The 20,935-nt window shown below is 74.5% G+C and carries 17 protein-coding genes; 8 read left to right on the plus strand and 9 right to left on the minus strand.

The features are described from left to right. Positions 1–5 precede the first annotated feature (5 nt). The 3 genes from AC07A4_RS19760 to AC07A4_RS19770 all read left to right on the plus strand — a co-directional run bounded on the left by AC07A4_RS19760 (position 6) and on the right by AC07A4_RS19770 (position 5,094). Positions 6–2,603, plus strand: a complete 2,598-nt coding sequence (locus AC07A4_RS19760; protein WP_478600174.1) for an ATP-binding protein — start codon at positions 6–8, stop codon at positions 2,601–2,603. Positions 2,604–2,651: 48 nt separating this feature from the next. Further along, entirely contained in the window at positions 2,652–3,842 is a 1,191-nt protein-coding gene (locus AC07A4_RS19765; protein ID WP_478600177.1) for a hypothetical protein, read from the plus strand. Between the two features lie 181 nt (positions 3,843–4,023). Next, positions 4,024–5,094: an RICIN domain-containing protein gene (locus AC07A4_RS19770; RefSeq protein WP_478600179.1), complete on the plus strand. Its 1,071-nt coding sequence runs from the start codon at positions 4,024–4,026 to the stop codon at positions 5,092–5,094. A gap of 112 nt (positions 5,095–5,206) precedes the next feature. Here the strand turns inward: AC07A4_RS19770 and AC07A4_RS19775 are convergent, their stop codons facing one another. The 4 genes from AC07A4_RS19775 to AC07A4_RS19790 form a co-directional block, all read right to left on the minus strand. Continuing rightward, a complete protein-coding gene (locus tag AC07A4_RS19775; RefSeq protein ID WP_478600182.1) occupies positions 5,207–6,172 on the minus strand; it encodes an ABC transporter substrate-binding protein in 966 nt (321 codons plus the stop codon). Next, the gene (locus AC07A4_RS19780) at positions 6,169–7,026 is read right to left on the minus strand and encodes an ABC transporter ATP-binding protein (protein ID WP_478600184.1); all 858 of its coding nucleotides are present in this window, start codon (positions 7,024–7,026) and stop codon (positions 6,169–6,171) included. The genes AC07A4_RS19775 and AC07A4_RS19780 overlap by 4 nt, the downstream gene beginning before the upstream one ends. Then, complete coding sequence (locus AC07A4_RS19785; protein WP_478601036.1) at positions 7,023–8,057, minus strand: FecCD family ABC transporter permease; 1,035 nt, start codon at positions 8,055–8,057, stop codon at positions 7,023–7,025. The genes AC07A4_RS19780 and AC07A4_RS19785 overlap by 4 nt, the downstream gene beginning before the upstream one ends. Before the next feature lie 89 nt (positions 8,058–8,146). Continuing rightward, positions 8,147–9,145 (minus strand): FecCD family ABC transporter permease, encoded by a 999-nt coding sequence (locus tag AC07A4_RS19790; protein ID WP_478600186.1) that lies wholly within the window; start codon positions 9,143–9,145, stop codon positions 8,147–8,149. Between the two features lie 128 nt (positions 9,146–9,273). Between AC07A4_RS19790 and AC07A4_RS19795 the strand changes: the two genes are divergently transcribed. Continuing rightward, positions 9,274–9,930, plus strand: a complete 657-nt coding sequence (locus AC07A4_RS19795) for an HAD family hydrolase (RefSeq protein ID WP_478600188.1) — start codon at positions 9,274–9,276, stop codon at positions 9,928–9,930. Here AC07A4_RS19795 and AC07A4_RS19800 read toward each other — a convergent pair. Beyond that, positions 9,894–10,157 carry a hypothetical protein gene (locus AC07A4_RS19800; RefSeq protein WP_478600190.1) on the minus strand — a complete coding sequence of 88 codons (264 nt, stop codon included), beginning with the start codon at positions 10,155–10,157 and terminating at the stop codon, positions 9,894–9,896. The genes AC07A4_RS19795 and AC07A4_RS19800 overlap by 37 nt on opposite strands. A gap of 211 nt (positions 10,158–10,368) precedes the next feature. Between AC07A4_RS19800 and AC07A4_RS19805 the strand changes: the two genes are divergently transcribed. Beyond that, complete coding sequence (locus AC07A4_RS19805; RefSeq protein ID WP_030363393.1) at positions 10,369–10,752, plus strand: cold-shock protein; 384 nt, start codon at positions 10,369–10,371, stop codon at positions 10,750–10,752. A gap of 365 nt (positions 10,753–11,117) precedes the next feature. Here AC07A4_RS19805 and AC07A4_RS19810 read toward each other — a convergent pair whose 3' ends face one another. The 4 genes from AC07A4_RS19810 to AC07A4_RS19825 all read right to left on the minus strand — a co-directional run bounded on the left by AC07A4_RS19810 (position 11,118) and on the right by AC07A4_RS19825 (position 14,851). Further along, positions 11,118–11,996 carry a 1,4-dihydroxy-6-naphthoate synthase gene (locus AC07A4_RS19810; RefSeq protein WP_478600193.1) on the minus strand — a complete coding sequence of 293 codons (879 nt, stop codon included), beginning with the start codon at positions 11,994–11,996 and terminating at the stop codon, positions 11,118–11,120. After that, positions 11,989–12,663 carry a futalosine hydrolase gene (locus tag AC07A4_RS19815; RefSeq protein ID WP_478600195.1) on the minus strand — a complete coding sequence of 225 codons (675 nt, stop codon included), beginning with the start codon at positions 12,661–12,663 and terminating at the stop codon, positions 11,989–11,991. The genes AC07A4_RS19810 and AC07A4_RS19815 overlap by 8 nt, the downstream gene beginning before the upstream one ends. Before the next feature lie 11 nt (positions 12,664–12,674). Continuing rightward, entirely contained in the window at positions 12,675–13,175 is a 501-nt protein-coding gene (locus AC07A4_RS19820) for a DUF2771 domain-containing protein (RefSeq protein ID WP_478600197.1), read from the minus strand. 278 nt (positions 13,176–13,453) lie between these two features. Beyond that, entirely contained in the window at positions 13,454–14,851 is a 1,398-nt protein-coding gene (locus tag AC07A4_RS19825) for an MFS transporter (protein ID WP_478600200.1), read from the minus strand. 797 nt (positions 14,852–15,648) lie between these two features. Here AC07A4_RS19825 and AC07A4_RS19830 point away from each other — a divergent pair. The 3 genes from AC07A4_RS19830 to AC07A4_RS19840 all read left to right on the plus strand — a co-directional run bounded on the left by AC07A4_RS19830 (position 15,649) and on the right by AC07A4_RS19840 (position 20,908). Next, positions 15,649–16,605, plus strand: coding sequence for a DUF3027 domain-containing protein (locus AC07A4_RS19830; RefSeq protein WP_478600202.1), 957 nt, complete (start codon positions 15,649–15,651; stop codon positions 16,603–16,605). 149 nt (positions 16,606–16,754) lie between these two features. Beyond that, positions 16,755–19,913, plus strand: a complete 3,159-nt coding sequence (locus tag AC07A4_RS19835) for a sacsin N-terminal ATP-binding-like domain-containing protein (protein ID WP_478600204.1) — start codon at positions 16,755–16,757, stop codon at positions 19,911–19,913. Between the two features lie 197 nt (positions 19,914–20,110). Beyond that, complete coding sequence (locus AC07A4_RS19840) at positions 20,111–20,908, plus strand: calcium-binding protein (RefSeq protein WP_478600206.1); 798 nt, start codon at positions 20,111–20,113, stop codon at positions 20,906–20,908. The last annotated feature ends 27 nt before the right edge of the window (positions 20,909–20,935 follow it).

Consider the following 20,935-nt stretch of genomic DNA (forward strand, 5'->3'; position numbering starts at 1 on the left):
CGGCCATGTCCGGTGACCGGGAGCGCGTTGGCGACGACCCACGGGGCGCACGACACGCCGACACCCCCGCCGACACCCACAACGAGATCCACGGCGGTGTCTTCCACGGGCCCGTCACGCAGGCGCACAGCGTCCAGCTGCCGCCTCCCCGGCGCGACACCTCCGCCCCGTACGGGCCGCCCGCCCCCTCGCGGGTGTTCGTCGGGCGCGACCGCGTCCTGGACCGTCTCACCGAAGCGCTGCGGCCGTCCGCCGGGGGCGCGGACGGGAGCCGGGTGCACGTCGTCGCCGGGCTCGCGGGGGTCGGCAAGACCGAACTGGCCCTGCACGTCGCCGCCCGTGCCCGGGGCCGGGGCTGGCTCCCCGGCGGGGTGCTGTTCCTGGACCTGTTCGGGTACGACAGGACGCGGCGCCTGGACGCCGGGCGCGCCCTGCGCTCGCTGCTCGCCGGGCTCGGCGTGCCCGCGGAGGACGTCCCCGAGGAACTCCAGGACCGCGCCCGCCTGTTCCGCTCCGTGCTCGCCGTCCGCGCCGAGCACGGCCGCCGCGTGCTGCTCGTCCTCGACAACGCCCGCGACAGCGACCACGTGCGCCCGCTCGTCCCCGGCGACGCCCGCACCCCGGTGCTCATCACCTCCCGGCACACGCTCGCCGACCTCGACGCCTGCCTGGAGGACCTGTCCGTCCTGGACGCGCCGCACGCCGTCGCCCTGCTGCGCGAGGAGGTACGGGCCGCCCTCGGCCCCGCCGACACCCGCCTGGAGGACGCGCCCGCCGCCGGGGACATCGCCCGGCTCTGCGGCGGCCTGCCGCTCGCGCTGCGCGTCGTCGCCGCCGTCCTCGCCGAGCAGCGCAACCGCCCGCCCGCCCACCTCGCCCGCGCCCTGGAGGACCGCGTGCGGCGCCTCGGCCAGCTCGCGCACGGCCAGCTCGCCGTGCGTGCCGCGTTCGACCTGTCGTACGCGCACCTGCCGCCCGAACAGGCCGCGCTGTTCCGCCTGCTGCCCCTGAACCCGGGCCCCGACCTCGCCACCGAGGCCGCCGCGCACCTCGCGGACCGTGCCCCCGACGCCACCGAACAGCTGCTCCTCGCTCTCGCCCGCGGCCATCTCATCGAGCCCGCCGCCGCGTTCGGCCGCTGGCGGCTGCACGACCTCATGGCCCTGTACGCGGAGGAGCGGAGCCGGGAGCAGGACTCGTCCGAGCACCTCGCGGGCGCCGCGTCCCGGCTGTACACCCACTACGTGGCGACGGCCCGCGCGGCGGGCCCGCGCCTGGCGGTCGGCGCGGCGGCCCATCCCCGGTTCGCCACCCCCGGCTCCGCCGCGAGCTGGCTCGACGCCGAGCGGGACAACCTGCTCGCCGTCGCCCGCGCGGCTCCTGGACTCGGCCAGCCGACCGCCCAACTCATCCTGCACTTCGCCCTGTTCGGCTACCTCATCGGCCGCCGCCACCTCGACGACGCCGTCGACCTCGCCGCCCGCGCCGTGCGCACCGCCCGCGCCACGCGCTCCCCCGAAGACCTGCGCCCGTACGAGCCCGCCCTGCTGAGCGACCTCGGCTCCGCCCAGCGCGAGCTGCGCCGCTTCGACGCCGCCATCACCTCGTACCGCACCGCGCTCGCCGCCCACGAACGCCTGCGCGGCCCCGCCCGCCACCGGTCCTCCGCCGACCGCCACTTCGAGGCCTTCGTCCTCAGCAACCTCGGCCTCGCCTTCCAGGAGGCCCACCGCCCGCACCGCGCCATCCGCGTCCTGAAGCGCTCCCTCGCCCTGTTCCCGCCGGACAGCGACCCGCGCTCCAAGGGCATGGCCTACACGAACCTCGGCATGGCCCTGTACGACGTCGGCCGGTACGAGGAGGCCATCGCCGCCTACGAGGAGGACCTCGCCGTCTGCCGCCGCACCGGCGACCGGCGCGGCGAGGGCGTCACCCTCAACCACCTGGGCATGGCCCTGCGCGAGACGGGCCGTCCGCGCGCGGCGACCGACGCCCACACCGGCGCGCTCGCCGCCGCACAAGAGACCGGCGACGCCTACAACGGCGCCATGGCCCTCAGCAATCTGGCCACCGACCTCACGCTCATCGGCCAGTACGAGCGTGCCGTCGACCTGGCCGGGCAGGCCGTCGAGAGGTTCCGCGCGTTCGGCGACGTCCACCACGAGAACCAGGCCCGCGTCACCCTGGCCGGAGCCCTCGCCCACCACGGCCGCCACGAAGAGGCGGCCGACACCGTGCGGTGCGCCGCCGACACCTACCGCGCGTCCGGCGACCGGCACGAGGAGGCCCGGGCGCGCACCGCCCTCGGCACCTATCTGGAGCTCTCCGGCCGCCTGCCCGAAGCCCTCGCCGCCCAGGCCCGCGCCCTGGCCCTGATCCGCGCCCTGCCCGGCCGCCCGGGGGAGCCCGGCGCCCTCAACAACCACGGCGTGACCCTGCTGAAGGCGGGGCGCCTGGAGGAGTCGGCGCGGGCGCTGCGCGCGGCGGTCGCCCTGGCGAAGGGGCGCGGCGAGCGGTCCGCCCTCGCCCTCGCCGAAGCCAACCTCGCCCTGGCGGAGGCCGCCCTGCGGACCCGTAGGACCCCGCGGGGCCGACCAGGGTAACGTCACCCTTTGGGCCCCCTTCAACACCGCAGCCCCGGAGGGAACTTCGTGGGGATCGAGAGCGACCAGCTCGTCTTCGACTATCTGAGCCGCGTCGGCGACCTGGCCCAGCAGCGCCAGCTGCCGTCCGCCGCCCGCATGCGGCTCGTCGCCGAACTGCGGGGCGAGATCGACCGCCGCCGCGCCAAGGCCGCCGACAGCCCCGCCGCCGTCCGCCGCATCCTGGACCGGCTCGGCACCCCCGACGACCTGGTCACCGCCGCCGCCGACCCCGCCGCCGCACCGCCCGCCGCCGCCCCCGCGCCCGCGCCCGCCCCGGCCGGGCGCGAGCCCAGGCGCCCGCGCCGTGTCGTGCCCCGGCCGCGCCGCTCCGTCGAGGCCCCCGCCGCCCCCGACCCGCGGCCGTCCCCGCCCCACCTGGCGAGCACCGAGGAACTGGGCGATTCGGGCCCGGAGCCGGACTGGTGGCGGGTGGAGCGGGTGCCGCTGGAGGGCGCGGAGTCGCTGCCCGGGTTCGTGGGCGGCGTGGAGATCCCGGAGATGCTGCCGAAGGCCGGGAAGCACCGGGAGGCGGAGGACGCGGAGGACGCGGAGGACTACGCGGAGGGTGAGCCGGAGGACGACGAGGGTGAGGACGAGGACGAGGACGGTGACGCGGCCGTCGAGGACGCGGCGCACGCGGCGCCCCGCCGTCGCTTCGGCGTGCTGCCGTCCCTGACGAAGAACGCTCCGCCCGCCCCGAAGGGGCCGAGCGCCCAGAAGGGCCCGCTGGCCAAGAAGGCGCCGTCCGCCGCGAAGGCCGCCCCCACGAAGGCCGCCCCCGTCGAGGACGACGACCCCGCCGCCGAGCCCGCCCCGGCGGCGGGCGGCGCCTCCGGCGTGCTCGCCGGACTCCGCTCCCTCTCCCACCCGGTGCTGCTGCTCGCCGCGGCCGCGCTCGTCGTCGGCGCGGTCATCGGCAACTGGTTCGCCCTGGGCGGCGGTTGGATCGTCGTCTGGTTCTCGCGCAAGCTCGGCTCGGCGGAGAAGAAGACCGCGGTGATCGCGCTGCCCGCCCTCGCCGTCGCGGGCGGGATCGGCTGGCTGTGGGGGCGGTCGCAGGGCAAGTGGGGCGAGCCCATCGCTGAGAAGCAGATGAACGCCGCGATCGAGGACACCTGGCCGTGGGTCGTGCGGGTGGCCGCCATCGCCTCCGCGCTGTTCGTCATCTGGAGATCGCAGCGCCGACGCCCCGAGTAGCGCGGCTCGTCCCGCAGCCAGTACGGGTTCTCTAGGGGTACGTAGTGTGCCCGAGCGCGTGCGCTGCGCGACATCGCCGAACTAGCCTCGTCCGGGAGACGGGCCCCAGAGACGGGCCCGACGGGCCTCAGAGATGGGTCACGCCCTCAACACCCGAACCGGACAAGGAGGTTGTTCTGGCATGAATCCGCAGCGAAGCGGCGCCTTAGCCAGACCGATAGCCGCCCTCACCACCACCCTCATCACCACCCTCGCCCTCACCCTGGGCCTGGCCGCCCAGGCCGCCCCCGCCCGCGCCGACGCCGCCCCAGGCCTCGGCGGCCTCACGTTCACCTCGGTCAACAGCGGCCGGAACCTGGACGTACAGAACGGCAACACCGGGGACGGCGTCTTCATCGTCACCAACTCCGCGCCGGGCCACCACCAGAAGTGGACCGCCGACGCGCGGCCTGACGGCTCGTTCGCCCTCGTCAACGACGACACCGGCAAGTGCGTCGAGACGGGCCTGCCGCTCAAGCAGCGCACGTGTTCCGGGGCGTCAGGCCAGCGCTGGTACTTCCAGCCCGTGACCGGCGCCGCCGACACGTTCATGATCCGCAGCGCGGGCGACAACAAGTGCGTCGACGTGGTGATGGCCGCGCAGTACGACGACGCGTGGACCCAGACGTACGGCTGCAACGGCAGCAAGGCGCAGCAGTGGAGGGTTCCGCCGTCCCTGAGTGAAGCGGCCCGCAAGGCCGCCGTGGAGTACGCCTCCGCGCGCTGCCAGAAGGACGCGAAGACCTGCTCGTGGACGAAGGGCAGCCAGGCCCCCGCCGAGCCGCTGCCCAAGAGCTGCGTCTCGCCCGTCTGGTACAACGGCACCGGCGAGCCGGTCCCGTGGACGTTCTCGCTCAGCACCTCGTCGGGCTGGTCGAGTCAGCTCGGCGTCTCGTTCACCTCGACGCTCGGCACCGGCATGGCGAGCCCCGTGCAGACCAGCGTGAGCCTCACCATCAACGGCCAGGTCAGCTACGACCTGCGGGAGGACCTGGGCAACAGCCTGGTCATCACCGTGCCGCCGAAGCAGTACGGCTGGGTGGCGCTCTCGAAGCTGGCGACGAAGGTGACCGGCGAGTGGACCTTCGACGCGGGCGGCTACCCGTGGAAGGCGAAGGACACCGTCACCGTGCCCCTGAAGAGCGACGACCAGGGCCGGTCCAGCATCTATCTGGCGAAGACCGGCCCGGAGTTCACGTCCTGCGACGCGTGACACCGGCGGTCCGAGGCGGGCGGGCCCGCCCTCACGCGCCCGCCCGCCTCACCTCCCGTACGCCTTCTCCCGTACGCCTTCTCCCGTACGTCTGCCGCTGCTTCTCCCGCGGCTACTTCTCCGTCAGATCCGCCCGCAGTTCGGCCAGGATCTTCGCGGCGGCCGTGTAGCCGATGCCCTGGATCCACAGCTCGTCGTCCACGACGTGGACGTTGCCGGACTTGACGGCCCTCATGTTCTTCCACAGGCCGCTGCTCACGGTCTGCCGCTCCTTGGCCTTCTTCGGATCGCCGTACGTGGACTGGAAGATGACGTCGGTGTCGGCGAGGTCGATCCTCTCGGGGCTCACGTCGTAGGAGAAGCCGTCCTTGGCCTTCTTGGCGATGGGCGCGCGGCCCAGGCCGACGTCCTTGAGGATCGTGGCGATGTACGACTGCTCGCCGTAGATGCGGATGTCCGCGCCCTCGACGAAGCGCACCACGTTGACCTCGGTCGCCTTCGCCTTCGCGGGGCCGCCGATCGCCGCGGTGACCTGCTTGACGCGGGCGTCGTAGGCGGCGACGGCCCGCTTCGCCCCGGCCTTCCTGCCGAGCGCGTCCGCGTGCGTCTGGAAGTTCTCCTTCCAGGGGTAGCCGGTGGTTTCCGTCATCACCGTCGGCGCGATCGCCTTCAGCGCGTCGTACTTCGCGCCGTGCCGGATCTTGGAGGTGAGGATGAGGTCGGGCTTGAGCCCGGCGATGGCCTCCAGGTTCGGGTTCGTCATCTCGCCGACGTCCTTGACGCCCGCGACATCGCCCTTCGGCAGATAGCCGGGGAAGCCGCCGCCGACGTCGGTGTGCGTGGCGCCGACCGGCCGCACGCCCAGCGTGAGCGCCGAGTCCAGCTCGGCGGTGTCGAGGACGACGACCCGCTCGGGCGCCACGGGCACCTTCACCGGGCCCATGGCGGTCTTCACGGTGTGCGTCCTGCCGGACCCCGACTCCTTGTCGTCGTCGGAGGAGCCGCACCCGGCGAGCGCGAGCGCCCCGGTGACGGCGAGGGCGCCCGCGGCGCGGGCACGGCGGTGGCTTCGGGTCATGGGGAGTGCCTTTCGTCGAGGGAGGACTTCTTCTCCGCGGCGGCCGGGGGCCGCCACGGCGTACCCGGCACGACCAGCGGCGACCCCGTCACCGGATCGGGGACGACCACACACTCCAGGCCGAAGACGTCCCGGACGAGCTCCGCGGTGACGACGTCGCCCGGCGCGCCCTCGGCGACCACCCGGCCCTCCTTCATGACGACGAGGTGGTCGGCGTACCGGGCGGCCTGGTTCAGGTCGTGCAGGACGACGGCGACCGTCCGGCCGCGGTCGTGGTTCAACTGCCGCACCAGGTCAAGGACCTCGACCTGGTGGGAGATGTCCAGATACGTCGTCGGCTCGTCGAGCAGCAGCAGCTCCGTCTCCTGCGCGAGCGCCATCGCGATCCACACCCGCTGCCGCTGGCCGCCGGACAGCTCGTCCACGGACCGTTCGGCGAGCGCGGCGACGTCGGTGCGCTCCATCGCCTCGGTGACGGCCCGCTCGTCGGCGTCGGACCACTGCTGCCACCACCGCTGGTGCGGCTGGCGGCCGCGCGCCACCAGGTCACCGACCGTGATGGCCTCCGGCGCGACGGGCGTCTGCGGCAGCAGCCCGATGCGCTGGGCGATGCGCCGGGTCGGCAGCTTCGCCAGCTCCTCGCCGTCGAGGAGGACCGCGCCGCCCTTCGGCTTCAGGAGCCGCCCGAGCGCGCGCAGGGTGGTGGACTTGCCGCAGGCGTTCGGGCCCACGACGACGGTGACCTCGCCGTCGGGGATCGCCAGGTCGAGCCCGCGCACGACCGTGCGGTCGTCGTAGGCGAGGGTCAGTTCGCGGGTGCGCAGCCGGGCGGCTGAGTCGGCGGGGGCGGTCACGCGGTGCCTCCAGAGCGGGTGGCGCGGCCGCGGCCGCCGCCTCTGATGATGAGCCAGATCAGGTACGGGGCTCCGACGGCCGCCGTGAGCACGCCCACCGGCAGCTCGGTCGGCGCGAAGAGCCGTCGGGCGAGCAGGTCGGCGAGGACCACGATCAGCGCCCCGAGCAGCGCCGACGACACCAGCGGGAGCTGGGCGGTGCGGGTCAGGCGGCGGGCGGTCTGCGGGGCGAGCAGTGCCACGAAGTCGACGGGCCCGGCGGCGCCCGTCGCCACGGAGGCGAGCACCACGCCGAGCAGCACGAGCCCGGTGCGCACCCGGCCGAGCCGCACCCCGAGCGCGGTCGCCGTGTCGTCGTCCATCGCCACCGTGCGCTGGGCGCGGGCCGCCCAGGCCACGCACGGCAGGAGCACGAGGAGCGTCAGGGCGAGGGGTTCGGCCTCGGGCCAGCCGCGGCCGTTGAGGGAGCCCGTCATCCAGATCTGCGCCTGCTGCGCGACGAGGTAGTCGCCCTTCGTCATGAACAGCGTGGTGAGGGAGCGCAGCGCGATCGCGAAGCCGATGCCGATGAGCACGAACCGGGTGGCGTGCAGGCCGCCGCGCCACGCGAAGGCGTACACCAGGAGCGCGGCGAGGACGCCGCCCGCGACGGACAGGTACGGCAGGACCGTGTACGAGGTGAGGCCGAACGTCATCGCGGCCACCGTCACGGCGCTCGCGCCCTGGCTGACGCCGATGATGTCCGGGCTTGCCAGGGGGTTGCGGGCGACGGTCTGGATGAGGGCGCCCGCGACCCCGAAGGCGGCGCCGACCAGCAGGCCGAGGACCATGCGGGGTTCGCGCAGCGTGCCCACGACGAGTTCGTCGGCGGAGGGCTGCCCGAAGACGACCTTCAGGGCTTCGAGCGGCTGGACGTACGTCTCGCCGACGCAGAGGTACGCGAGGCAGGCCGCGGCCAGGAGCAGCGCGAGCGCGGTGGCGACGGCCGTGGCCCTGCGGTGCAGGAGGAAGGCGGCGCCGCGGCAGCGCAGGACGGCGTATCCGGTGGGGCGGACGCGGAACGGCCGCCCGGCCGCCGCGCGTGAGGGGGTCCCGGTGCCGGGCCCTTCGGCGGTCCTGGTCACGCCGCCACCGCCTTCCTGCGTACCAGCGTCACCAGGAACGGCACCCCGATGAGCGCCGTCATGACGCCCGCGGGCACCTCGCTCGGCGGGAAGACGATCCGCCCCACCGTGTCGGAGACGAGCAGCATCACGGGGCCGAGCAGCGCGGCCATCGGCAGCACCCAGCGGTGGTCGCTGCCGACGATCGCGCGGGCGATGTGGGGGACCGCGAGGCCGGTGAAGGCGATGGGTCCGGCGGCGGCGACCCCGGCGCCGGTGAGGACGGTGGCGCCGAGGCCGCCCACGACGCGGACCGCGGCGACGTTCTGGCCGAGGCCCTTGGCGACGTCGTCGCCGAGCGCGAGGGCGTCAAGGCCGCGCGCGACGGACAGCACAAGCGCGAGGCCGACGAGGAGGAACGGCCAGGTCTGGGCGACGAGCTCGGCGTCGCGGCCGGACAGCGAGCCGACCTGCCAGAAGCGGAACTCGTCCAGGGCGTAGGCCTTGGTGGTGAGGATCGCGGTGGTCACCGAGACGAGCAGGGCGTTGAGGGCGGCGCCGCCGAGCGCGAGCTTGACGGGCGTCGCGCCGCCCCGGCCGCTCGCGGCGATCGCGTAGACGGCGACGGCGGCGAGGCCCGCGCCCGCGAAGGCGTACCAGACGTATCCGGTGAGGGTGTGCGCCCCGGTGTACGCGATGGCGAACACCACGCCGACCGAAGCGCCCTGGCTGATGCCGAGGATGCCGGGGTCGGCGATGGGGTTGCGGGTGATGCCCTGCAGGGCGGTGCCCGCGACGGCGAGGGCCGCGCCGACCAGGACGCCGAGGACGGTGCGCGGCACCCGCATCTCACGGACCACTTCGGCGGCGTCGCTGTGCCCGCCGTGCAGGAGGGCGTCCAGGACCGCGGACGGCGCGATCGCGCGGGCGCCCACGGCGAGGCTGAACAGGACGGCGAGCAGCAGGGCCACGACGGCCACGGTGAGGGCGACGGCGCGTCTGGCGTTCACACGCATCGGCTGGGCTCGTTTCGGGGGTCGGGGACGGCCGCGGGGAGATTCGGCGGGCTTGGTAAGGCTTGGCTAAGTCTAGGGCGGGCCGACCGTCAGGACCCGGCGCTACGGCCCTCGGCACAATGGGCTCCATGACCTCACGGACTCCCCGGGGCGGCGCCCCGTTCACCGTCGGCTTCGACCTCGACATGACCCTGATCGACTCCCGGCCGGGCATTCACGCCTGTTACGTCGCGCTCGCCGAGCGGACCGGGACGCACGTCGACGCGGACCTCGCCGTCACCCGGCTCGGGCCGCCCCTTGAGCAGGAACTCGCCCACTGGTTCCCGGCCGACGCGATCGCGGCGACGGCGAACCTCTACCGTGAGATGTATCCCACATACGCGATCGCGGCGACGCCCGCGCTGCCCGGCGCCCGCGAGGCCGTGGCCGCGGTGCGCGCGGCGGGCGGCCGCGCGATAGTGGTCACCGCCAAGTTCGAGCCGAACGCCAAGCTCCACGTGGAGCACCTGGGCATCGCCGCGGACGTCGTGGTGGGCGACCTGTGGGCGGAGCGGAAGGCCGAGGCCCTGCGGGAGTACGGGGCGTCGGTGTACGTCGGGGACCACACCGGGGACGTACGCGGCGCGCGTACGGCGGGCGCGCTGTCCGTAGCGGTGGCGACGGGGCCGTGCGACGCAGCGGAACTGCGCGCGGCGGGCGCCGACGCCGTACTCGATGATCTGAGCCAGTTCCCGGACTGGCTCGCGGCTCATGTCGCCGAGGGACCCGCGGCCGACCTGGCCTGACGGCGCTGCACCGCGATGCCGCGGAGCACGCCCGCACCAGCGATCAGGAAACCCACGCCCATCAGCATGCACACCGCGTAGGCGACGGGTGGGAAGGGGTCACCGCCGAGGAACAGCGGGGCCACCGTGACCAGGGTGGCCACAGCGCCGACGAAGAAAACGATCGCGCCAATCCGGACGAGGCCGTCGCCCGGTCCGGTGGAATTCGCTTGGGTTTTGTCACGCACCGCACCAGGGTAGTTCCCAGCGCGTAGGAAGAAACCGGGGACGTCTTGTCACCGGCCCCGGGACCAATAGTCTTGGTGCTGGCGGGTCGAGCGGCCCGCTGTAGTGCTATCCAGAGCCGTTTACGCCCGGCGGGGAGCGGACCGGAGGGTCCACGCCGAAGGCGGCACGGCGCCGCCGATACGACGACTAGTACGAGGACGAGGACTTCACGTGCCTACCGGCAAGGTCAAGTGGTTCAACAGCGAGAAGGGCTTCGGCTTCCTCTCCCGCGACGACGGCGGTGACGTCTTCGTGCATTCCTCCGTACTGCCCGACGGCGTCGACACACTCAAGCCCGGCCAGCGCGTGGAATTCGGCGTCGTCGCCGGCCAGCGTGGGGACCAGGCCCTCTCGGTGACGCTTCTCGACCCGACCCCCTCGGTCGCCGCGGCCCAGCGCCGCAAGCCGGACGAACTCGCGTCCATCGTCCAGGACCTCACCACCCTCCTGGAGAACATCACCCCCATGCTGGAGAAGGGCCGCTACCCCGACAAGGCCTCGGGCGCCAAGATCGCGGGCCTGCTGCGCGCAGTAGCGGACCAGCTGGACGTATAACCGCGGGTTCCGGTAGCGGCCCCCAACGCGCTGGCGCGCTCGTCCTCAAACGCCGGACGGGCTTTCCTCCCCACCCGCCCGCCCTTACAGCCCCAGCTGCCTCCGCACTCCCCGACCTAGCGGCTCTCGGGTGGGTGGGTGGGAAAACACCTGCGCTGGCGCGGGAACCCCCGCGCCAGCGCGGTGATGTGGCCGTCCGGCGGCAGTTCAAGCCCGTCCGGCGATTGAGGACAAGCGCGCAGCGCGAAGATTCAGCCTGTCCGGCGTTTGAGGACGAGGCGCGGAGCGCCGATGGCTTTGAGCGGGGGGACGGGGGCGGCAGCACCCGGAGCGGGAAGGGGCGGGTCTGGGGCGTCCCGCGAGGGTTAGGGGAAGGTCAGGGCGCCGGGGGCCAAGGCCGGGACCAGCCCCTCGGCGGCGGCGCGGGTCAGCAGGCCGCGCACGGCCGCGTACCCGTCCTCCCCCAGATCCGCCGTGAACTCGTTGACGTACAGACCGATGTGCTGATCGGCCACCGCCGGATCCATCTCCTGCGCATGCGCGAGGACATAGGGCCGGGACACCTCAGGCGCCTCCCAGGCCATCCGCACGGACGCCCGCGCGGCCCCCGCGAGCCCCCGCAGCACCTCACCCCCGAGCGCCCGCCGAGCGATGATCGCACCGAGCGGAATCGGCAGCCCCGTCGTGGCCTCCCAGTGCTCGCCCATGTCGGCGAGCCGGTGCAGGCCGTAGTTCTGGTACGTGAAGCGCGCCTCGTGGATGACGAGACCCGCGTCGACCTTCCCGTCCCGAACGGCGGGCATGATCCGGTCGAAGGGCAGCACGACGATCTCGCCGACGCCGCCGGGCAGCACATCGGCGGCCCACAGCCGGAACAGCAGATACGCCGTGGACTTCTCGCTCGGCACGGCCACCGTCTTGCCCGTGAGGTCGACGCCCGGCTCCCGGGTGAGGACCAGCGGCCCGCAGCCACGGCCGAGCGCGCCGCCGCACGGCAGCAGCGCGTACTCGTCGAGGACGTAGGGCAGGACGGCGTACGACACCTTCAGGACGTCGAACTCGCCGCGCTCGGCCATACCGTTGGTGACGTCGATGTCCGCGAACGTCACGTCGAGCGCGGGCGCGCCCGGCACCCGGCCGTGGGCCCAGGCGTCGAAGACGAACGTGTCGTTGGGGCAGGGGGAGTACGCGATGCGCAGCGGCTCCGGCACGGCGGGGGAGGTCTCGGGGGAGGTCTCAGTCATGCCTGTTCCAACTCTCCAGTACGGGCGCGAACTTCCCGAACGCCGCCGTGAGGGCGGCAAGGGCGTCGCCGATGCGCCAGGCGTCCCGGTCGCGCGGGCCCACCGGGTTGGACACGGCGCGCACCTCGCACACGGGAAGCCCGTGCAGGGCGGCCGCCTCGGCGACGCCGAAGCCCTCCATGGCCTCGGCGAGCGCCCGCGGATGGCGGGCGCGCAGGTCCTTCGCGCGCGCGGCGGAGCCGGTCACGGTGGACACGGTCAGGACGGTGCCGACCGCGGCGCCCGCGGCGGCGGCCAGGTCCCGTACGAGCGCGGGCGGCGGCTCGTGCGTGACGCGCCCGAAGCCGAGCTCCGTCACCGGCAGGAACCCGTCCGGGGTCTCGGCGCCCAGGTCGGCGGCCGTCACGGCGTCCGCGACGACGACCGAGGCGAGGGGCGCCCCGGGGGCGAAGCCGCCACCGATCCCGGCGGAGACCACCAGGTCGTACGGGGTGCCGTCGGCGGCGGCCAGCGCCAGGGCGCGGGCCGTCGCGGCGGCCGCGGCGGCGGGCCCCACGCCGACGGCGAGCACGTCACCGTGCGACAGGCCGGAAAGCCCGGCGGCCACCGCGTCCCGCTCGGCGGGGACCGCGGTGGCCACGAGGACGCGGGCGCGCGGGCCGGTCACGGCGGACCCGGTCAGGCGTCCTTGTCCTTCTTGAGCTTGAACGACCACAGACCCGTGGCCTTCGCCTGGCCCTCGCTCTTGCCGCCCTCAAGGAGGCTGACCGTGGAGGAGGAGCCGCCGCCGCCGTACTGCTCGTTGAAGAACACGCTGCCCGGGATGACGACGTACGTCTTCTTGCTGGCGGCGGTCAGCGGCTGACCGTTCATCAGCAGCGTCCAGCCCTTGTCGGCGATCTCCGGGTCCACGCCGAAGCGGACCTTCTCGTCCGGGTCGACGGTGATGGACTTGATGTCCGACTTGTCCTTCAGGCAGTCCTGCACCTCGGACGGCGTCAGCTCCTTGCCGTCCTCGTAGCAGACCGCCTCGGAGTGCACGGACTCGCTGCCGACCGTCACGGTGGCCAGCGGCGTCGGCTTGTCACAGGCCGACAGGACGAGCAGTCCGGCGGATGCGGCGCCGAGGGCCGCGACGGTGCGGCGGCTGCGCGCCGAGCGGGTTACCAGGGAGGTCATGCCCCGAAGGCTATCGGGCCCCACCGCCTCCCCGGACGGCCGGGGTCCGGCGTTTCTCCCCGTCCTCCCCACCCACCCGCCCCTCCATCGCGCTGCGCGCTCGTCCTCAAACGCCGGACGGGCTAGAACCTGCCGGTTTCAGCCCGTCCGGCGTTTGAGGACGAGGCGCGGAGCGCCAATGGCTTTGAGCGGGGGGACGGGGGCGGCAGCACCCGGAGCGGGGAGGGGCGCCCGCGCGCGGAGCGCGCTAATGGACACAGCGGGGCGCCCCGCGAGGGTTACGCCACGCGGACGCGGCGGCCGCCCCGGCGGGCCGCCGCCAGGAGCCCCCGGACCGTGGGCAGCCAGCCCACCGCCACGATCGCCGCGGCCACACTCAGCCCGAGCGTCCCGTTCAACGGCAGCGCGAGCCCGATCGCACCCCCCACCACCCACGCCATCTGCAACAGCGTCTCGACGCGCGCGAACGCGGACGTACGGACCTCCTCCGGCACGTCCCGCTGGATCAACGCGTCAAGCGACAGCTTCGACAGGGCCTGCGCGAACCCGGCGACCGCCGCGAGACAGGCGATGCCCACAGGCCCGTAGAACAGCGCCGCGCACACCGCGACGCCGAGCACCACCGCCACCACCGTGACGATGATCAGCTCCGGGGCGCGGGCCTTCAGCCACGCCCCGACGGCCGTCCCGAGCGCGTTGCCCGTGCCCGCGGCGACCCCCACGATGCCGAGGGACACCGCCGCGCTCTGCCCGCCGAGGGGATGCTCGCGCAGCAGGAAGGCGAGGAAGAAGATCAGGAAGCCGGACAGCCCGCGCTGGGCGGCGTTCACGGCGAGCCCGTGCGTCACGGAAGGCCCGACCGTGCGCAGGCCGAGGCGCCGCCTGCGGGCGGAGTCCGCGCGGTCCCGGGCCCGCGCGAGGTGCAGGTGCTCCTCGTCCGCCGCGAGCAGCGCCTTGCGCTCGCCCTTGGCCGAGTCCACCTTCGGCGGCAGCGTGAACGACAGGACCGTCCCGGCGATGAACAGCGCGCACGCCCCGTACAGCGGCCAGCGCGGCCCGACCGCCTGGAGCCCCGCCCCGACCGGCGCCGCCACGCCGGTCGCGAGCAGCCCGCTCAGGGTCACCCGCGAATTGGCCTTCACCAGGGAGAACGCGGGTGGCAGCAGTCTGGGCACGACGGCGCTGCGCACCACGCCGTACGCCTTGGACGCCACCAGGACGCCGAGCGCCGCCGGATACAGCTCAAGGCCGCCGGTCACCACCGCGCCCGAAAGGGTGAGCGCGAGCAGCGCGCGGGCCAGCATCGCCGCCGCCATCGCGGCGCGGCGGCCGTGCGGGAGGCGGTCCAGGAGCGGGCCGATGACGGGGGCGAGCAGGGTGAACGGGGCCATCGTGATCGCCAGGTACAGGGCGACGCGGCCGCGGGCCTCGTCCGTCGGCACGGAGAAGAACACCGTCGAGGCGAGCGCCACCGTGATCATGACGTCGCCCGCGCCGTTCACCGCGTGCAGCTCGATCAGCTTGCCGAGGCCGGATTCGCCCGCGCCGTGGGCGTGGGTGGCCTTGCGGATGCCGCGGGCGGTGCCGGTGAACGGCAGGTGCAGGGCGCGCGTGAGCGCGCGGGCTGCCCGCGATGTCCGGCGGGGCGGGGGTGAGGAGGTCCTGGCGCCTGCCACTCAGTCATAGTGCCCCGCCGAACCCCGATCTAGCGCCACCCTCGCGGGGCGCCCCAGACCCGCCCCTTCCCGATCCGGGTGCTGGCCGCCCCCGTCCCCCCGCTCAAAGCCATTGGCGCTCCGCGCCTCGTCCTCAAGCGCCGGACGGGCTGAATCACCGCGCTGCGCGCTTGTCCTCAAGCGCCGGACGGGCTGAATCACCGCGCTGCGCGCTTGTCCTCAAGCGCCGGACGGGCTGAATCACCGCGCTTGCGCGCTCGTCCTCAAGCGCCGGACGGGCTGAATCACCGCGCTTGCGCGCTCGTCCTCAAGCGCCGGACGGGCTGAAACACCGCTCTGCGCGCTCGTCCTCAAGCGCCGGACGGGCTGGATGTCCGCCTGCTCCGGCTGTTTTTCCCACCCACCCACGCGAGAGCCGCTAGGTCGGGGAGTGCGGGAGCAGCTGGGGCTGTAAGGGCGGGCGGGTGGGGAAAAAAGCCCGTCCGGCGTTTGAGGACGAGCGCGTCAGCGCGATGGAGGGGCGGGTGGGCGGGGGAAAAGCGCCCCCCGGGGCGAGGGCCCGGGCCATCCGTGGGGGCGCCGGTGTGGGCCCAGGGGCCAGGAACAGGTAGCGTGCGTAACGCGCCTACGCCGGTTGTTCTCGGCCGCGCGCCCGCTGGCCATCCCGCAGAATGGATGCCGAAGGTGCGCCCGTGACGTCGGGCGCGGACGTCGACGCGGCCCTCCGGTCCGCTCCGTCCGTACCCCCGCGTAAGGGTGGCGCACTCGTGAGACGGCGTAGGAGAGAAGCGATACCTGTGAGCGCAGCGACAACGCGAAGCCGCACCCAGCGCACCCCGCGTACCCCCGACCGCCTCTGCGCCGAGGCCGTGGGGTTCGCCCGGGCCGCGGCCGAGGAGGCCGCCGCGCCGGGTGTGGTCGGTGAGCATGTCGAGGTCGTCGTGGAGGGCGACCGCGTGGTCACGCATCTCTTCGAGTGCAAGGAGCCCGGCTACCGCGGCTGGCGCTGGGCGGTGACGGTGGCCCGCGCCTCCCGCGCGAAGTTCGTCACGCTCGACGAGACGGTGCTCCTTCCGGGTCCCGACGCGCTCCTCGCCCCCGAGTGGGTGCCGTGGAGCGAGCGCCTCCGCCCGGGCGACATGGGCCCCGGCGACCTGCTGCCCACCGACGCCGAGGACCTGCGCCTGGAGCCCGGCTGGTCCGGCGAGGACGTGCCGCCGCCGAACTCCGTGCTCTCCGAGGAGCTGGCCGAGCGCGTCGAGGCCGAGGACGCGGAGGTCACCGCCGCGGGCCCCGCCGCCGGCACCGACGGCACCCAGATCGCGCCCGCTCCCGCCCGCGGCTCCATCGCCGCCGTCGCCGAGGAGCTCGGCATGCGGCGCGCCCGGGTCCTCTCGCGGTACGGCCTGCACACCGCCGCCGACCGCTGGGACGAGTCGTTCGGCGCGAAGACCCCGATGGCGCAGGCCGCCCCCGCCTCCTGTGTGAGCTGCGGCTTCCTGGAGCCGATCGGCGGGTCCCTGGGCCAGGCCTTCGGCGTGTGCGCGAACGAGTTCGGGCCCGCGGACGGCCGCGTCGTCTCCCTCGCGTACGGCTGCGGCGGGCACTCCGAGGCGGCCGTCATGCCGAAGCCGTCGCGGCCCGCGCCGCCGGTCCTCGACGAGACCAGGGTCGACGAGCTGCCGCTGCGCCCGGCCCCCGACTCGGGTTCCGTCCCGCCGGCCGGACCGAGCGAGGACCTGGGGCACTCGTAGCCTTCGCGGGCCCGCCGGGCGCGGGCCCGCGGCAGGCCGCCGCCCGCACCTGACGAGAACCCCTTCTGGACGCGGTACCGTTCGCCCCCGGACCTCCCAAGGCGCCCCCGGCAGCGGCGGGCGCCCCCGCCAGAGAAGGGCAACGAACCGTGAGCAAGACCGTGCGGCCGGCCTCCGAGGGCATCGACCCGTTCGGCACCGCCCGTCTGCGCCGCTCCGTGCTCGACGCCTGGGTGGCGAGCCCGGCCCGGTTCCGGGAGGACGCCAACGCCGAGGAGGACCTGGCGCTCGGCGGCTACCGCGACCGCCTGGTCGTCGAGCTCGCCCAGAACGCCTCGGACGCGGCCGCCCGCGCGGGCGTGCCCGGACGGCTCGCCCTCACCCTTCAGGACGGCGTCCTCGCGGCCGCCAACAGCGGTGCCCCGCTGGACGCGACGGGCGTGGAGTCCCTGGCGACGCTGCGGGCGTCCGCGAAGCGGGAGAGCGCCGCCGCCGGACAGACGACCGGACGCTTCGGCGTCGGGTTCGCCGCCGTGCTCGCCGTGTCGGACGAGCCCGCCGTGGTGGGCCGCACCGGCGGCGTCCGCTGGTCCCTCGCGGAGGCCCGCGACCTTGCGGCGGAGCGGGCCAGGTTCAGCCCGGGGCTCGGCGACGAGATGCGGCGCCGCGAAGGACACGTACCGCTCCTGAGGCTGCCGCTGCCCGCGGAGGGCAGCGCCCCGGACGGGTACGACACCGTCGTCATCCTGCCGCTGCGCGACGCCGCCGCCGAGGACCTGGTGTCCCGGCTGCTCGACGGCGTCGACGACGCGCTGCTGCTGGCCCTGCCCGGCCTCACGGAGGTCGCCGTCCACACCCCGGACGGCGCGACCCGCGTCCTGCGCCGCTCGGCCGACGGCGACGACACCGTCGTCGAGGACACCCGCGACGGCACGACGCGCTGGCGCACCGTCACCCGCACCGGCGCCCTGACGCCCGAACTGCTCGCGGACCGGCCCGTCGAGGAGCGCCTTCGCCCCTACTGGCAGATCACCTGGGCGGTTCCGGTGGGCGCCGACGGCGCCCCGGTGGCGCCGCGCACCACCGCCGTCGTGCACGCGCCGACCCCCAGCGACGAGCCGCTCGGCGTGCCCGCCCTGCTGATCGGCACGTTCCCGCTGGACAGCAGCCGCCGCCACCCGGCCCCTGGACCCCTGACGGACTTCCTGGTGGAGCGCGCGGCCGACGCGTACGCCGAACTGCTCTCCGGCTGGCGGCCGGTGACGGAGGGAATCATCGGCCTGGTGCCGGGGCCGCTCGGCAAGAGCGCGCTCGACGGCGCGCTGCGCCAGGCCGTCCTCGACCGGCTGCCCCGCACCGAGTTCCTGCCGCCCGCCGTCGAGCCGGTGCGGGAGCGCGCCGACGAGTGGTCCGAGGCCAAGGTGCCCGACGCGCTGCGGCCGCGGGACGCCGAGGTGGTCGAGGGCGCGGGCGCGGACACCGTGCGGGTCCTCGCCGAGGTCCTGCCGAGCCTGCTGCCCGCGGGCCTGGAGCGGCGCGGCGAGCTGCGCACCCTTGGCGTGGCCCGGGTGCCGCTGACGGAGGCGATCGACCGGCTCGCCGGTCTGGAGCGGGAGCCGTCCTGGTGGCGGCGCCTGTACGACACGCTCGCGGGCGTCGACCCGGAGCGGCTTTCGGGGCTTCCGGTGCCGCTGGCCAGCGGGCGGACGACGATCGGGCCGCGCCAGGTCCTGCTGCCCGCGCCGGGCGAGGGGCCCGCGCCCGAGGCCCTGGCCCGCCTCGGCCTGAAGGTGGCGCACGCGGACGCGGCCCATCCGCTCCTGGAGAAGCTGGGCGCGCTGCCCGCCACGCCCCGCGCGGTCCTGACGACCCCGCAGGTGCGGGCGGCCGTCGCGGCCTCGCTCGACGACGACGGCTGGGACGAGGACGCCCTGGACGCCGAGGAGCTCGCGGACCTCGTCCTCGCCCTGGTGCGCGACGCGGACCTGGAGCCGGGCGACGAGCCCTGGCTCGGCGCGCTCGCGCTGCCCGACGAGGACGGCGAGCCCGCGCCCGCGGGCGAGCTCGTGCTGCCCGGCAGCGCGTTCGCCGAGGTCATGCGCGAGGACGAACTGGCCTTCGTGGACGGGGAGCTCGCCGGGCGCTGGGGCGAGCGGCCGCTGGCGGCGTGCGGCGTCCTCGCGTCGTTCACGCTGGTGCGCGCCACGGACGTGGTCCTCGACCCGGACGAGCTCGAGCCGCGCGACGGCGACTTCGCCGAGCCCGATGACGCCGGTCTGCTCGACGCCGTCGACGTGTGGTGCGAGGACGTCATCGACCGCCTTCCGGACACGCCGGTGCCGCCGGTCGCGACGGAGATCGTGGCCGTACGGGACCTGGACCTCGTCGACGACGACCAGTGGCCGAGGGCGCTCGCGCTCCTGTCCCGGCCGCCGCTCAGGGACGCGCTCACCCAGCCGGTGCGGGTCCTGCTGCCGGACGGCACGACGGAGAGCGTGCGCCCCTACACCGCGTGGTGGCTGCGCGGGCACCCGGTCCTCGGCGGCCGCCGTCCCGCGGGGCTGCGCGCGGCGGGCGGCGATCCGCTCCTTGAGGGGCTTTACGACGCGGTGGACGCCACCGGCTTCGACGACGAGCAGGTGCTTCGGGCGCTCGGCGTGCGCACCTCGGTGAGCGCGCTGCTCGCGGAGCCCGGGGGCGCCGCCGAGCTCCTGGACCGGCTCGCGGACCCGGAGCGGACCGTGTCGCCCGCGCGCCTGCACGCCCTGTACGGGGCGCTCGCGGACCTGGACCCGGAGCGGGTGACGCTGCCTGAGGAGCTGCGCGCGGTCCTCGGCGGCGACGGCGGGACCACCGGTGAGGTCACGGTCGTCGACGCCGCCGACGCGGTGGTCGCGGACGCGCCCGACCTGCTGCCGTTCGCGTCCGGGGTGCCACTGCTTCCGGTGGCGCCGGCCCGCGCCGGTGACCTCGCGGAGCTGCTGCAGGTGCGCCGCCTGAGCGATCTCGTGCGGGCCGGGGTCGACCCGGGCGCGGGCGTCGAGCACGAGGTGCCGGGGGCCGTGCGCGTCCTGCTCGGCCCCGGGACCCCGGCGACGTACCGCGAGCACGAGGAGCTCGTCGTCGACGGCGTCGACCTGGAGTGGCGCCGCACCCCCGACGGCACGGTGCACGCGGCGACGGTCGAGGGCGTGGCGGCGGGCCTGGCCTGGGCGGCGCGGCAGTGGCCGCGGCGCTTCGAGGTGGCGGCGCTCCTGGAGGACCCGTCGCGGACGGAGGAGCTGGCGCGGGACCGCTGGTTCGACTAGCCAGGGCGGGCCGGGCGGACCCGGTGGTTCCGGGGGGTCTGAGCGGTCCGAGTGGTCCGGCCTGTGGGTTTCACGGGGCGTACAACCTTTGGCCATGCATGCGGGTCTGATGATCGGAGTCAACAGACTCCTAGATCGCTTGGGCTCCGCGTGCTGGCTCCGACACCGCGGGCCCCCTTCTCCACCTGGGGAAACACATGCGCATCCGTGCCACTGTGGCCGCCGTGTCCGGCGCCCTGGCTCTGTCCGCGTTCGCCGTTCCCGCCGCGCAGGCGGACGAGACCATCGGCGAGACCAGGATCACCGACGTCACCGTCAACGGTGGCAAGGACATCGTGGTCGGCACCACGAAGGCGAAGAAGGTCACCTTCTCGATCACGGCCACGGACCCCGAGGGCATCCGGAAGGCCAGCGGCTTCCTCTGGCACGGCCCGTCGTACGACCACCTCGACGGGTCGATCGTCTACGACACCACGGTTCCCCCGCAGTGCACCGAGGTGGACGCGACCACCTCGACGTGCACCGTGACCGTCACCGCCGACCCGAACAAGAACATCTACGGCAACGCCCTGGCCGGCAAGTGGAAGACGCTCGCCATCGCCCACGGCAACCCCCTCGCGGGCCAGGAGACGGGCGGCAAGCACGCGGTGGACGCGTACAGCACCGTCAGCGTGAAGCGCGCCGCGAAGCTCACCGTCAACGCGTCCCCGGAGCCGGTCACGAAGGGCAAGACGATCACCGTCTCGGGCGCCCTGACGCGCGCCAACTGGGACACGCAGAAGTACGCGGGCTACACCCAGCAGCCGGTGAAGCTGGAGTTCAAGAAGAAGGGCGCGAGCTCCTACACCACCGTCAAGACGGTGACGTCGGACTCCAAGGGCAACCTGAAGACCACCGTGAAGGCGTCCGTCGACGGCACCTTCCGCTATGTCTTCGCGGGCACGTCGACGACCCCGTCGGTCACCTCCGCGGGCGACGCGATCGACGTCCGCTGACCCCGTTGGCCCCGTCTCCGCTTTTCC

This window comes from Streptomyces sp. NPDC043996 (genome assembly GCF_056435225.1).

What these genes read in the sequence shown, in the direction of transcription:
- AC07A4_RS19820 (WP_478600197.1), bottom strand. Translation starts at nt 13,175, where the DNA reads ATGACCTCCCTGGTAACCCGCTCGGCGCGCAGCCGCCGCACCGTCGCG.
- AC07A4_RS19790 (WP_478600186.1), bottom strand. Translation starts at nt 9,145, where the DNA reads ATGCGTGTGAACGCCAGACGCGCCGTCGCCCTCACCGTGGCCGTCGTG.
- AC07A4_RS19795 (WP_478600188.1), top strand. Translation starts at nt 9,274, where the DNA reads ATGACCTCACGGACTCCCCGGGGCGGCGCCCCGTTCACCGTCGGCTTC.
- AC07A4_RS19810 (WP_478600193.1), bottom strand. Translation starts at nt 11,996, where the DNA reads ATGACTGAGACCTCCCCCGAGACCTCCCCCGCCGTGCCGGAGCCGCTG.
- AC07A4_RS19770 (WP_478600179.1), top strand. Translation starts at nt 4,024, where the DNA reads ATGAATCCGCAGCGAAGCGGCGCCTTAGCCAGACCGATAGCCGCCCTC.
- AC07A4_RS19840 (WP_478600206.1), top strand. Translation starts at nt 20,111, where the DNA reads ATGCGCATCCGTGCCACTGTGGCCGCCGTGTCCGGCGCCCTGGCTCTG.
- AC07A4_RS19760 (WP_478600174.1), top strand. Translation starts at nt 6, where the DNA reads ATGTCCGGTGACCGGGAGCGCGTTGGCGACGACCCACGGGGCGCACGA.
- AC07A4_RS19775 (WP_478600182.1), bottom strand. Translation starts at nt 6,172, where the DNA reads ATGACCCGAAGCCACCGCCGTGCCCGCGCCGCGGGCGCCCTCGCCGTC.